We start from the raw sequence: 13,757 nt of genomic DNA on the forward strand, positions 1-13,757 counted from the left end.
AGCGCTGTTTCACGTGGAACGCGGTGTTTCACGTGAAACGAGGGCCGCCCCCAACGGGCGGCCCTCACGCGTCAGTTGGTGCCGATCCGCGCCAGCAGATCCACGATTCGGCTCTGCACCTCGGTGCTCGTCGACCGCTCCGCCAGGAACAGCACCGTCTCCCCCGCAGCGAGCCGCGGCAGGTCGGCGTGGTCGACGGCGGCCGTGTAGACGACGAGGGGCGTGCGGTTGAGCTGCCCGTTCGCGCGCAGCCAGTCGATGATGCCCGCACGCCGACGACGTACCTGGAGCAGATCCATGACCACCAGGTTCGGCCGCATCTGGCCCGCCAGCGTCACCGCGTCCGCATCGCTCGACGCCCGCGCCACCTGCATCCCGCGCCGCTCGAGCGTGGCGGTCAGCGCGAGGGCGATCTCCTCGTGCTCCTCGATGAGCAGGACCCGCGGCGGGTGCTGCTCACTGTCGCGCGGCGCCAGCGCCTTCAGCAGCACGGCGGGATCGGCTCCGTACGCGGCCTCGCGCGTCGCCTGTCCGAGGCCCGCGGTGACCAGGACCGGCACCTCGGCGGCGACGGCGGCCTGGCGCAGCGACTGGAGGGCGGTGCGCGTGATCGGCCCGGTCAGCGGGTCGACGAAGAGCGCGGCGGGGAACGCGGCGATCTGCGCGTCGACCTCCTCGCGCGAGTGCACGGTCACCGGACGGTAGCCGCGGTCGCTGAGCGCCTGCTGCGTCGTCACGTCCGGCGCGGGCCACACGAGGAGCCGGCGCGGGTTGTCGAGCGGCTCCGGCGGCAGTTCGTCGTCCATGGGCTGCGGCTGCGGCCTGACGGCGACCTCGACGGCGCCACCCGGACCGTCCAGCGGCTCGGGCCCCTCGTCGGCGTCCTGGTCGGGGGCGCCGATCGTGTAGGAGCGGCCGTGCCCCTCGGACGCGTTCGGCGCCAGCAGGGACGGCTGCGGCTGCGGGTGCGGCCGGGCACCGGCGCCCCGCGCCGGAGGCGGCGTCGCCCCGCGCGGCTGTGACGTCGGCTGCGTGGTGCCCCGCGGCGGGGTCTGCGCCGGGCCCTGACCCGGCGTCGGCGTCTGCGGCTCGGCGGCGTCGTTCTGCTCCGGGCGGGTCGACAGCCTGCGCCGCCGCCCCTGGCCGCCCTGCGACTGGCCTTCCTGCGGCACACCCTGCGGCGGGGTGGCACCGGGACGGGCGGGCGGCTGCGCCGGAGCGGCGCCCTGCGGACGTCGCTGCTGGTCGACGGCCTGCCGCCCGAACGGCACCCCCTGCCCGAGGGTGCGCACGCTGAAGGCGCGGCCCTGCGTCGAGTTCGTGTCACCGGCCGGCTGCTGCGGAGCCTCGGCGGGCAACGGCTGCGACGCCCGCGCCCGCGCCGCGCCCTCCGGCGGCAGGGGGGCCGGGGCGGGCGTGCCCTGGGCGGGCGTGTTGCTCTGCGCCGGGTGCGGCTGGGGCGGCGTGTGGTCCTCCGCCGGGTGCCCCGCGGCGGCGGCGTGCTGCTGGGACTCGTCGGGCACGGGGCCCGGGGCGGGCTGGGCGCCGCCCTTCCGCGCCGCACCGGGCAGCGGCGTACCGGGCCGCGGCGTACCGCGCCGCCGTCCACCGCCGACGGCACCCGGCTGTACGTCATCAGTCGCGCCGGCCGATCCGGTGGCCTTGTGCTGCACGTCGACATCGGCGTCCACGCCGGTAGCGACATCGGCATCGGCATCAGTAGCGACATCGGCATCGACGGGGGTGGATACGGGTCCGGACCCGGCCGCGAGCCCGGCCGCGGTCGCCGTCACATCGAACGGCACAGGCCCGGGGGCCGCCACCTCCGGGGCACGGTCGGCCTGCGCGGGCGGCAGGGCGAACACCTCACGCGGTGCGTCGTCCGTGGCCGTGACCTGCGCGGGGCTGAGGGCACGCCGCGCCCGCCGCCCGGAGGGCTGCCCGGCACCTGCGCCCGGGCCCGCCAGTTCGAGTTCGCCGTGCGGCGCTCCCGGCCCCGGCTCCTGCGAGGAGCCCGACGGCAGCGCGGGCAGCGCCGCCTGCTCCGGGTCGCCCGCTCGCCGGGCGCGGCGGCCGGTGGGCGCGGGCACGCCCTGCGGCGGCACCGTCTGACCCAACGCCGGGGAGCCCGCCGCGTGTTCGGCCGCCGTCAGCACGGCGCCCTCGGCCGCCGTACCGGCATCGGCGGTACGCGCCCGCCGCCGCCCGGTGCCGCCGCCGGGGCCCTCGGGACCCGCCGCGGCCGGGGGCTCCACGGGCTGCTCGGGCCCGCCCGCCGCGCCGACCGGCTCGGCGGCGCGCCGCCCGCGCCGGCGGCCCGTACCGCCGGAGGGCCCGCTCTCCGCCTGCGCCTCACCGCTGTCCAGGAACGAGTCGACCGAGGGCGCGGCAGCGCGCCTGGCCCGGCGCCGCCCGCCGCCCGTGGCCGCGGTGGCCTGCTCGGGAAGGCCCGCGACCGGCTCGGCGACCGGCCCGGCCGACTGCCCGGCCGCTGGCTCGACAACCGGTTCGGCGTACGGCTCGGCCGGGACCGGGACGACCCCGGCACCGCTGCCGATGGGCACTTCGAGCACGTACGCGCTGCCGCCCATCCCGGGCATCTCGTGCGTCTGCAGCACACCGCCGTGCGCCCGGACGATGCCCCGCACGATCGGCTCGTGCACCGGGTCGCCGCCCGCGTACGGGCCGCGCACCTCGATGCGGACGGTCTCGCCGCGCTGCGCCGCGGCCACGACGACGGTCGAGTCGACGTATCCGGCGCCCGCGGGCACCCGCGCGTTCCCGGTGGCGTCGATCCCGGCGACGTCGGCGATCAGGTGGGCGAGCGCGGTGGCGAGCCGGCCCGCGTCGACCTCGGCCTCGATCGGCGGCGCGTGCACGGCGAACTGGACGCGTCCGGGCCCGATCAGCTCCACGGCCCCGTCGACACCCGCGGCGACGACCGCGTCCAGCATCACCGGTGTCCGCAGGAGCTGTTCGCCGCCTGCGTCGAGGAGCTGGTAGGCCAGCACGTTGTCGACGAGCGTCGTGATGCGGGAGTAGCCGGCGGCCAGGTGGTGCAGGACCTGGTTGGCCTCGGGCCACAGCTGCCCGGCGTCGTCCGCGGCGAGCTGGCTCAGCTCGTGCCGCAGTTCGTCGAGCGGCCCGCGCAGCGACTGGCCGAGGACGGCGAGCAGCTGGGAGTGGCGGGCGGCCAGCTCCTCGAACCGGTCCTTCTCCCGCTCGGCGAACGCGGCGCCGCGCTCCCGCTCGGCGGACAGCTCCTCGGCGTGCTCCTCGCGCGCGGCGGCCAGCTCGGCGCTCAGCTCCTCGCGCGTGGCAGCGAGTTCGGCGCCCAGCTCCTCGCGGACCCGGACCAGCTCGGCGGCGCGCTCCTCGCGCTCCTGCTCGGCGGCCTCGTCGCGCCGGGCCAGCTCCTCGGTGTGCTCGGTGACGAGCTTCTCGTAGGGGCGGCGGTCGGTGAAGGTCATGACGGCGCCGACCAGTTGGTCGCCGTCGCGCACGGGCGCCGTCGTCATGTCGACGGGTACCTTTTCGCCCTTCTTGTTCCACAGCACCTGGCCGCGGACACGGTGCTTGCGTCCGGAGCGCAGGGTGTCGGCGAGCGGCGACTCGGCGTACGGGAACGGCTCGCCGTCGGGGCGCGAGTGCAGTACGAGCGGGTGCAGCTCCTGGCCGCCGAGATCGCTGGCGCGGAAGCCGAGGATCTGCGCGGCGGCCGGGTTCACGAGGACGATCCGGCCGTCCGTGTCGGTGCCGACGACCCCCTCGGCCGCGGCCCGCAGGATCATCTCGGTCTGCCGCTGCGAACGGGCCAGTTCGGCCTCGGTGTCGAGCGTCCCCGAAAGATCGCGGACGACCAGCATCAGCAGCTCGGACCCGCTGTAGGAGCCGCCGGTGCTGTACGGGTCCACGGCGTCCCGGGCGCCGTCGGCCACGTTCGCGCTGGTCACCTCGACGGGGAACTCGCTGCCGTCGGTCCGGCGCGCGATCATCCGCGTCGGCTTCGTGCGCCCGCGCTCGTCGGTGACGGTGTCGGGTCCGCGCATCGAACCGGGGATCAGCCGGGAGTCGAACTCCGGCAGCAGGTCGAGCAGTCCACGGCCGACGAGGGCCGTGCCCGGGGCCTCGAAGGCCTCCAGGGCGATCGCGTTGGCGTTGACCACCGTCCCGTTGGTGTTGACCAGCACCAACGCGTCCGGGAGTGCATCGAGTATGGCTGCGAGGCGAGCAGCGCCTCGGGATGGCCTGCTGCTCACGACGACGCTTCCTCCCTGATTCACCGCGACTTGCCGACCGTGCGGGCCATCTTGCCTCGCGGCCCGCAGCGTGTCACGGAAGGGAGTCTACGGGCACCGGTTGTCATCGCGGCGCCGGATGAGAGGGAGCCCACGTGAAGGGGTGGAGGTTGTGCGGACCCCGTGCGCGCCGGGTCGGGACCATGTGAGCACCTGACCCAGGGTCACGAGGCCGTCGCGGGCAGCACCGGGATCATCCGGTGCCACCGGGAGATCTCGCAGCCGTTGGTCAGCTTGTACGTGGCGTCGACCGGCCGGCCGTGCCAGACCCCGGTGACGTGCGCGGTGGCGTCGCCGCCGTACTGCATCGTGCAGGCGGTCCCCTTCGGCACCGGCGCGAACGGGTCCTGCCCGCTGCGGTCGAGCTCCTCGAGCCGGTCGCAGGCGGCGGCCGGGTCGGTGTGCGTGCCGCCGTCGGGGCCGCACCGCAGTTCGCTGGTGCCGTCGGCGCTGGTGCCCGAGTCGGTGACGGAGACGGTGAGGCGGTCGCCGCCGCGGCCCCCGCCGAGTCCGCCGAGTCCGCCGGGTCCACCGAACCCGCCGAACGGGTCAGTGATCTCGGGTCCGGTGAGCGAGCCGAACGGGGACGGCGGCACGCGGGTCGGGCCGGTGTCGGCGTGCGCGGCGGCCGGCACGGCGGCGAGGGCCGCGGCCGAGGCGACGGCGGTCAGCAGGAGGCGGGGCGCGAGACGGGAGGAGAAACGTCGCATCAACATGCCGTGCCTAACGCGCGCCCCGCCGTGACGTTGCGCCCCGCGCAAGGGCTTTGCTCTGCGGCCCGCCCGCCTAGTACCGTAGGGGGCGATTGGTGACGCGGCGCTCAGCTGTGTCATCATCTGCACGCACCGATTCGCGCCAGCGCGGAGCGGTTGTGCTGGAGGCGTCGCCTAGTCCGGTCTATGGCGCCGCACTGCTAATGCGGTTTGGGACTTAAATCCCATCGAGGGTTCAAATCCCTCCGCCTCCGCCCCAAGATCGAAGCCCCGGTCCCCACGGACCGGGGCTTCGTCGTTTCCTGGCCGCCCGCGACGCGGCCCCGCACCGGGCCCCGCCGCCCCTGCGGGCACGTTTTCGCAGGTCACAACGGGTGCGCCGAACGGATTTCACATGGCGGCGGCAGTCATGTAATGTTCTTCCTGTCGCCGGGAACGAGCCGAAAGGCAAGGGGCCGGAGACAAAAACTGAAAAACAAGCACTCGTAGCTTAACGGATAGAGCATCTGACTACGGATCAGAAGGTTGCAGGTTCGAATCCTGCCGAGTGCACACAGAGAAGAAGCCCCCGGAGATCCTCCGGGGGCTTCTTCGTGTGCGCGGGCGGCAGGCCCGTTGTCAGTGGGGGGCGGCATGCTGGGGGCATGACGTGGTGGTGCACCGGGATGCGGTGGGGCGGGGGGCGGCCCGGGTTCGGCTGGACGGGGGAAAAGGGGGAGCGGGAGAGCGAGGTGCGGTTCGGGGAGCCGGTGGCTTTCCGGGTCGGTGGGGCGCGGCGGTGTCTCGGGGTCTGGCGTGGTGGGCGGCGGACCGTGTGCCCGGGGTGGGAGGACGTGCCGGTGCGGGGGACGCGGGCGCAGTGCGGGGCGTGTGCCGGGATCGACCGGGCGCACTCCGTCGCCGCCGACACCGTCGCCGATGATCCTCGGCCGTACCACGTCTATCTGGCCTGGTTCGGGGACGGGCTCGTGAAGGTGGGGATCACGGGTGTGGGGAGGGGGAGCGCCCGGTTGCTGGAGCAGGGGGCGGTGGCCTTCACCTGGCTGGGGCGGGGGCCGCTGATGGCCGCTCGGCGCGCCGAGGAGTTGCTGCGGGTGGCGCTCGGGGTGCCCGACCGGATCCCGTACGAGCGCAAGCGCGGTGTGCGGGCGGGGCTGCTGGAGGCGCGCGGCTGGAACGAGGAACTCGCGCGGGCCCATTCCGTGGCCGTGCGGCTCGGCGAGGGGCCCGGCGGGGGCGGCTGGCCCGAAGCGCTCGAGCCGATGCCGTGCCGGATCGTCGAGCACGCCGAGTCGTTCGCGCTGGCCGCTGTCGACCGGGTGGACGCCGTCGTCGCCGGGCTCGCCGAGGGGGCCGTCGTGGCCGGCACCGTGGTCGCGGCCGCCGGGCCCGATCTGCATCTTGTCGAGGCGGGCGGGCGGCGGCTCGTCCTGGATACGCGGGTGCTGGCCGGGTGGCCATTGGAGGGGGCGCCGACGGGGGTGGAGGTGGCGGGGGTTGCGGTGCGGGAGGTGCCGGTGGTGCGTGGGGTGCAGGGTGGGTTGTTCTGAGGGTGCGCGGGGTGCCCAAGGTGCGCGGGATGCGCGGGATGCGCGGGGTGCCCAAGGTGCACGGGGTGCCGGTGGGTGCAGCACCCGAGGTGCCCGAGGTGCCGACCGGTGTCGCGCGGGTTGGTTCCGGCTGGGTCCGGGCCGGGCGTAAGCGGGCGCGTGGTGGACAGCGTGGGGTGTGGCGGGTGACCGCAGCCCTGTAAGTGATCATGTCGCGGAGGTCGCGGAGGTCGCGGAGGTCGCGGAGGTCGCGGAGGTGGGCCGGACGGGCCCCCGCTCCTCGGTGGGCGGTCATATTCGAGGAGAAGGGGTTCGTGCGTGTCTGAGGTGCGGGGCGAGGAGGGGGAGGCCGCGCTCGTCGGCGGTTTTCTGCGGCGGCACGGGCTGCCCGGGCTCGTCGATGTGCACACCCACTTCATGCCTCAGCGGGTGCTCGACAAGGTGTGGGCCTACTTCGACGCGGCCGGGCCGCTCACCGGGACCACCTGGCCGATCACGTACCGGGAGGAGGAGCGGGAGCGGCTGGCGTTGCTGCGCGGGTTCGGGGTCGTCGCCTTCACCTCGATGCTCTATCCGCACAAGGCGGGCATGGCCGAGTGGCTGAACGGGTGGGCCGCCGACTTCGCCGCGCGGACGCCCGACTGTCTGCACACCGCGACGTTCTACCCCGAGCCGGGTGTGGAGCTGTACGTGCGGCGGGCCCTGGAGGAAGGGGCCCGTGTCTTCAAGGCGCATGTGCAGGTCGGGGCGTACGACCCCAACGACCCGTTGCTCGATCCCGTGTGGGGGCTGCTCGCCGAGGCCGGGGTGCCCGTCGTCACGCACTGCGGGTCGGGGCCCGCGCCGGGGGCGTTCACCGGGCCCGGACCCATGGCCGCGGTGCTCGCGCGGCATCCCCGGCTGCCGCTCGTCGTCGCCCACATGGGGATGCCGGAGTACAGCGAGTTCCTGGATCTCGCCGAGCGGTATCCGGAGGTGCGGCTCGACACGACCATGGCGTTCACCGACTTCAGCGAGGCGCGGGCGCCGTTCCCGAAGGGGGAGCTGGCGCGGCTCGCCGACCTCGGCGGGCGAATCCTGCTCGGCAGCGACTTCCCCAACCTGCCCTACCCGTACGTGCATCAACTGGAGGCCATCGAGCGGCTCGGCCTCGGCAGCGAATGGGTGCGGGCCGTGTGCCACGGGAACGGTGCCGAGTTGTTCCTCGAACAGTCCCCACGGCAACTCCCGCAGGGAGGTTCCTGAGAGGCGCCTGTGCGTTTCTCAGGAATTTCACAGGTACGGAAAAGGGTGTTCTCAGAGGCGCGTCGCACTGTTGCGGTATGACGACGACCTCGCCCCAGGGGCGCACCGAACTGCTGAGGCCGGACGGGAGCCCCGTCCGGGTGCTTGTCGTGGACGACGAGCAGTCGATCACCGAGCTGCTCTCCATGGCCCTGCGGTACGAAGGCTGGCAGATACGGGCCGCCGGTGACGGGGCCGGAGCCGTGCAGAGCGCACGGGAGTTCCGGCCCGACGCCGTCGTGCTCGACATGATGCTGCCGGACATGGACGGGCTGAGCGTGCTCGGGCGGATGCGCCGCGAGCTGCCCGACGTGCCGGTGCTCTTCCTGACCGCGAAGGACGCCGTCGAGGACCGGATCGCCGGGCTCACGGCCGGCGGCGACGACTACGTCACCAAGCCGTTCAGCCTGGAGGAGGTCGTCGCGCGGCTGCGCGGGCTGATCCGGCGGACCGGCGCGGCGGACCGACGGAGCGAGTCCGTGCTCGTCGTCGGCGACCTGATGCTCGACGAGGACAGCCACGAGGTGTCGCGGGGCGGCACCAACATCCACCTCACCGCCACCGAGTTCGAGCTGCTGCGCTTCCTGATGCGCAATCCGCGGCGTGTGCTCAGCAAGGCGCAGATCCTCGACCGGGTGTGGAGCTACGACTTCGGCGGCCAGGCCAACGTCGTCGAGCTGTACATCTCCTACCTGCGGCGGAAGATCGACGCGGGGCGCGAGCCGATGATCCACACACGGCGCGGGGCCGGTTATCTGATCAAGCCCGCCGCTACGACCGTGTCGTGAGGCGGGGCCGTACGCGGACGCTGCGGACGCGGCTCGTCGTCACCGCGGTCGGGTTGATCGCGCTGGTCGGCGTGGTCATCGGCACGGTGACGACGCTGGCCCTGCACACGTATCTCTACAAGCAGCTGGACGGCAAGGTCGACCAGGTCGCGCACATGGGCGCGGGCCCCGACGACCACAAGCCCGGCGGGGGAGCGCGCGCGAACGATCTGTCGTTCCTGGGACTGCCGGGACCCGGCGGTGAGAAGACGGTGGGCGCGCTGGTCGGCGACGACGGCTCGATCACGGCGAAACGGTCCACGTCAGACCGTGAGTCCTCCACCCGCACCGCCGATCTCACCGACGCCCAGTCGAACGCCCTCGCCACCGTCCCCCGCGACGGCAAGCCCCACAGCGTGAGCCTGCCCGGGCTCGGGGACTACCGCGTCCAGTCGTCCGGTGACGGCCGGCTGCTCGTCGGGCTCCCCGCCGACGATGTCGAGTCCACCCTCAACACCCTCATCCTCATCGAGGTCAGCGTCACCGGCGCCGGTCTGCTCGCTGCCGGGGTGACCGGGGCCGTCATGGTCGGTGTCGCCCTGCGGCCGCTGCGCCGGGTCGCGGCGACGGCCACCCGCGTCTCCGAACTGCCCCTGCACAGCGGCGAGGTCACCCTGTACGAGCGCGTTCCGGACGCCGAGGCCGACCCGCACACCGAGGTCGGCCAGGTCGGTGCCGCGCTGAACCGGATGCTCGACCATGTGCACGGCGCGCTCCAGGCGCGGCAGCAGAGCGAGACGCGCGTACGACAGTTCGTCGCGGACGCCAGCCATGAGCTGCGGACGCCGCTCGCCTCCATCCGGGGGTACGCCGAGCTGACCCGGCGCGGGCGGGAGCAGACCGGGCCCGACACCCGGCACGCGCTCGGCCGCATCGAGTCCGAGGCGCACCGGATGACCGGCCTGGTCGAGGATCTGCTGCTGCTCGCCCGGCTCGACGCGGGCCGGCCCCTGTCGTACGAGCCGACGGACGTGTCGCCGCTCGTCGTCGACGCGCTCAGCGACGCGCGTGCCGCGGGCCAGAGCCACGTATGGCGGCTCGAACTGCCCGACGAACCGGCCACCGTGCTCGCCGACGCGGCCCGGCTGCACCAGGTGCTCGTGAACCTGCTGGCCAACGCCCGAACGCACACGCCGCCCGGCACCACCGTCACCGCGCGCGTGCACCGGCACGGGTCCTGGGTCCGCCTCGACGTCCGGGACGACGGGCCCGGCATCCCCGCCGAGCTGCTGCCGCGCGTCTTCGAACGGTTCGCGCGCGGTGACTCGTCGCGGTCGCGCAAGGCGGGCTCCACGGGGCTCGGCCTCGCCATCGTGCAGGCGGTCACGGCGGCGCACGGGGGCGCCGTGACCGTGGACAGCGTGCCTGGCCGGACGACGTTCACCGTGCACCTCCCCGTCCACGAAGAGGCGCCCGCGCGGGGCCTTACGTACTCACAGGCGGGCCAAAGCCTCACCACACAGCGCTGACAGGGCAGTTGGCGAACGTCGGTGTCATGCGAACCGACTCTTCCGAAGGCCTCGGCCCCACTCCGGGAGGCGCCGCGACGTTCCGTGCGCTGCCCGCGCGGGAGCATCTCCCCGTGGGCAGCGGTGGCACCCCCGGCACCCCCGGCACCCCCGTCCTGGACGTCGTCATCCCCGTCTACAACGAGGAGAAGGACCTCGGCGCCTGTGTCCGCAGACTCCACGACCACCTGCTGCGCACCTTCCCCTACCGCTTCCGCATCACGATCGCGGACAACGCCTCCACCGACAGCACCCCGCAAGAGGCCGGCTGGCTGACCGCGGACCTGCCCGAGGTCCGGTACGCCCGGCTCGAACAGAAGGGGCGCGGGCGGGCGCTGCGCACCGTGTGGTCGGCGTCCGACGCGCCCGTCCTCGCCTACATGGACGTCGACCTCTCCACCGACCTGAACGCGCTGCTCCCGCTCGTCGCCCCGCTCATCTCCGGGCACTCGGACCTCGCGATCGGATCGCGGCTCGCCCGCAGCTCGCGGGTGGTGCGCGGGCCGAAGCGCGAGTTCATCTCCCGCGCCTACAACCTCATCCTGCGCGGCTCGTTGCAAGCCCGCTTCTCCGACGCCCAGTGCGGTTTCAAGGCGATCCGGCGCGACGTGGCGCAGGTGCTGCTTCCGCTGGTCGAGGACACCGGCTGGTTCTTCGACACGGAGATGCTGGTGCTCGCCGAGCGCGCGGGGCTCCGTATCCACGAAGTGCCCGTCGACTGGGTCGACGACCCGAACTCGACCGTCCACATCGTCAAGACGGCGACCGATGACCTCAAGGGTGTGTGGAGGGTCGGCAAGGCGCTCGCCACCGGTTCGCTCCCCCTGGACCGGCTCGCGCGCCCCTTCGGCGACGACCCGCGCGACCGGCAACTGCCCGGCGTCCCCAAGGGGCTCGCCCGCCAGCTCGTCGGCTTCTGCGTCGTCGGCGGCCTGTCCACCCTGCTGTACCTGCTGCTCTACTCCGGCTTCCGGACGTTCTCGGGCGCCCAGATCGCCAACGCGCTCGCGCTGCTCGTCTCCGCGGTCGCCAACACCGCCGCCAACCGGCGCCTCACGTTCGGCGTGCGCGGGCGCGACCGGGCCGTGCGCCACCAAGCCCAGGGCCTCGTCGTCTTCGGCGTCGGCCTCGCCCTGACCAGCGGGTCCCTCGCCGCGCTCACCGCGGCGTCCGGCGAACCCGCCCACACCACCGAACTCGCCGTGCTCATCGCCGCCAACCTCGCGGCGACCGTGCTGCGCTTCCTGCTCTTCCGGGCGTGGGTCTTCACCGACCATTCCGACCAGACCTACGGGGAGCTTCGATGACCACGGACATCCGTCCCCACGACGTGGTGTCCGCGGCCGCGCGTCCGGGGCACAGTCGCCCCAAGGCGGCCTTCCCGCGCCGCGTGTGGCGCGGCCGGGACGAGGACGCGCGCTGGGTGCGGCCCGCCTTCCTCGCCCTCCTCCTCGTCGTCGGCCTCGCCTACCTCTGGAACCTTTCGGCCTCCGGCTACGCCAACTCCTTCTACTCCGCCGCCGTCCAGGCGGGCAGCGAGAGCTGGAAGGCGATGTTCTTCGGCTCGTCCGACGCGGCCAACGCCATCACCGTCGACAAACCCCCGGCCGCCCTGTGGCCCATGGCCCTCTCCGTCCGCCTCTTCGGCCTCAGCTCCTGGGCGATCCTCGTCCCCGAGGTCCTGATGGCCCTGGCCACGGCGGGTGTCCTCTACGGGGCCGTCCGCCGCCGCTTCAGCGCCGCCGCGGGCCTCATCACGGTCGCCGTGTTCGCCACGACGCCGGTCGCCGCGCTGATGTTCCGGTTCAACAACCCGGACGCGCTGCTCGCCCTGCTCATGACCGTCACGGTGTACTGCGTACTGCGCGCCATGGAGCACGCCCGTACGACATGGCTGGTCCTCGCGGGGGTCGCCGTCGGCCTCGCCTTTCTGACCAAGACGTTGCAGGCCTTCCTCATCCTGCCGCCGCTCGCCCTTCTCTACGGGGTCTTCGCGCCGGCCCGGCCGCGCAGGCGGCTCGGCCAGCTCGCCCTCGCCGGGCTCGCGATGATCGTCGCGGGCGGCTGGTGGGTGGCGGTCGTGGAGCTGTGGCCCGCGTCCTCACGTCCGTACATCGGCGGCTCCCAGAACAACTCGTTCCTTGAACTGACCTTCGGCTACAACGGCCTCGGGCGGATCAACGGCGACGAGACCGGATCCGTCGGCGGTGGTGGCGGCGGTGGTGGCGGTGGCGGTGGCGGCGGCGGGATGGGTGGCGGCACCGGGCAGTGGGGCGAGACCGGGCTCGGGCGGATGTTCAACTCCGAGATCGGCAGCCAGATCTCCTGGCTGATCCCGGCCGCGCTGATCCTGCTCGTCGCCGGGGTCGTTCTCACATGGAGGGCGAAGCGGGTGGACACGGCGCGGGCGGCGTTCCTCGCGTGGGGCGGGTCGCTGCTCATGACCGGGCTGGTCTTCAGCTTCATGGCCGGGATCTTCCACCAGTACTACACGGTGGCTCTCGCCCCGTACGTCGCCGCGCTGGTCGGCATGGGCGCCACCGTGCTGTGGGAGGAGCGGTCGCGGGTGGCCGCCTCCGTGACGCTCGGCGGGGCCGTCGCCGTCAGCGCGGTCTGGGCGTACGTGCTGCTCGCGCGGGTGCCGGATTATCTGCCCTGGTTGCGGTGGGCCGTGCTCGTCGGGGGCCTGGCCTCCGGGATCGGGATCGCCCTGGCGGGGCGGGGCGGGCGGCGGCTTGCGCTCGGGGCCGCGGGGCTGGGAGTCGCCGTCTCGTTGGCGGGGCCGGTCGCTTACAGCGTCAGTACGTTGAACACCGGGCACACCGGGTCGATCGTCACGGCCGGGCCCAGCGGGGCCAGTGCGATGGGTGGGCCCGGGGGTGGGCGTGGGGGCGGTATGCAGCCGCCCGGGGGGCAGCGGCAAGGGCCCGGGCAGGCCGCATCGGCGCAAGGGCGGGGGCAGATTCCCGGTGGGGGGATGCCTGGGGCGTTGCAGCCGGGCCAGCAACAGGGGGCCGAGATGTCGCGGCAGCGGGGTGGTGGGGGCATGGGCGGGCTTCTCGACGGGGCCGATGTGAGCGGGGCCGCGGCGGCGCTGCTGCGTAAGGATGCCGGGGACTACACCTGGGTGGCCGCCGCCGTCGGGTCGCAGAACCAGGCCAGTTATCAGTTGGCCACCGGTGAACCCGTGATGGCTGTCGGGGGGTTCAACGGGACGGATCCGGCTCCTACGCTTGCCCAGTTCAAGCGGTATGTCGCGGCGGGGGAGATTCACTACTTCGTTGGGGGTGCGACTGGGGCTGGGGGTGTGGGTGCGGGTGGATCCGGGGGCGACTCCGGGGCCTCGTCGGAGATCGCTTCCTGGGTGGAGGACAACTTCGTCAAGGTGACGGTGGGGAGTGCGACGTTCTATGACCTGACTCGGGGTACTGGGTGAGAGTCTCCCCAACCCGCCCCTTCCCGGAATTGGCGCTTCGCGTCACGGGGAGGGGCGGGGGTGTCGAGGTTGTCTGTCGGCGCGCCCTTCGTCGTGGCTGGTCGCGCAGTTCCCCGCGCCCCTGGCGGGGCTGTCGCCCCT

At 73.6% G+C, this 13,757-nt stretch carries 8 protein-coding genes and 2 tRNA genes; 8 read left to right on the forward strand and 2 right to left on the reverse strand.

The genetic code is table 11. The annotated features are described in order from the left end of the window. Positions 1 to 71: 71 nt before the first annotated feature. Together C1N81_RS24625 and C1N81_RS24630 are read right to left on the reverse strand one after the other, a co-directional pair. The gene (locus C1N81_RS24625; protein ID WP_394432551.1) at positions 72 to 4,259 is read right to left on the reverse strand and encodes a PAS domain-containing protein; all 4,188 of its coding nucleotides are present in this window, start codon (positions 4,257 to 4,259) and stop codon (positions 72 to 74) included. A gap of 203 nt (positions 4,260 to 4,462) precedes the next feature. Then, on the reverse strand, positions 4,463 to 5,014 hold the full coding sequence (locus C1N81_RS24630; RefSeq protein WP_394432553.1) for an SSI family serine proteinase inhibitor: 552 nt from the start codon (positions 5,012 to 5,014) through the stop codon (positions 4,463 to 4,465). Positions 5,015 to 5,174: 160 nt separating this feature from the next. On the opposite strand from C1N81_RS24630, the gene C1N81_RS24635 reads away from it, so the two are divergent. From C1N81_RS24635 to C1N81_RS24670, 8 genes are all read left to right on the forward strand, one after another. After that, positions 5,175 to 5,265: transfer RNA gene (locus tag C1N81_RS24635), tRNA-Ser, on the forward strand. 225 nt (positions 5,266 to 5,490) lie between these two features. After that, positions 5,491 to 5,563 (forward strand) — tRNA-Arg (locus C1N81_RS24640). Positions 5,564 to 5,655: 92 nt separating this feature from the next. Then, complete coding sequence (locus C1N81_RS24645; RefSeq protein ID WP_394432555.1) at positions 5,656 to 6,561, forward strand: DUF2797 domain-containing protein; 906 nt, start codon at positions 5,656 to 5,658, stop codon at positions 6,559 to 6,561. A gap of 318 nt (positions 6,562 to 6,879) precedes the next feature. Continuing rightward, positions 6,880 to 7,806 (forward strand): amidohydrolase family protein, encoded by a 927-nt coding sequence (locus C1N81_RS24650; protein ID WP_394432557.1) that lies wholly within the window; start codon positions 6,880 to 6,882, stop codon positions 7,804 to 7,806. Between the two features lie 77 nt (positions 7,807 to 7,883). Next, a complete protein-coding gene (locus C1N81_RS24655) occupies positions 7,884 to 8,633 on the forward strand; it encodes a response regulator transcription factor (protein ID WP_394432559.1) in 750 nt (249 codons plus the stop codon). Then, positions 8,630 to 10,141, forward strand: coding sequence for a sensor histidine kinase (locus C1N81_RS24660; protein WP_394432561.1), 1,512 nt, complete (start codon positions 8,630 to 8,632; stop codon positions 10,139 to 10,141). The genes C1N81_RS24655 and C1N81_RS24660 overlap by 4 nt, the downstream gene beginning before the upstream one ends. Before the next feature lie 26 nt (positions 10,142 to 10,167). Then, positions 10,168 to 11,487, forward strand: coding sequence for a glycosyltransferase (locus C1N81_RS24665; protein ID WP_394432563.1), 1,320 nt, complete (start codon positions 10,168 to 10,170; stop codon positions 11,485 to 11,487). Further along, the gene (locus C1N81_RS24670; RefSeq protein WP_394432565.1) at positions 11,484 to 13,616 is read left to right on the forward strand and encodes an ArnT family glycosyltransferase; all 2,133 of its coding nucleotides are present in this window, start codon (positions 11,484 to 11,486) and stop codon (positions 13,614 to 13,616) included. Before C1N81_RS24665 ends, C1N81_RS24670 begins: the two co-directional genes overlap by 4 nt. Positions 13,617 to 13,757 lie beyond the last annotated feature (141 nt).

This window comes from Streptomyces sp. SGAir0957 (assembly GCF_043523415.1).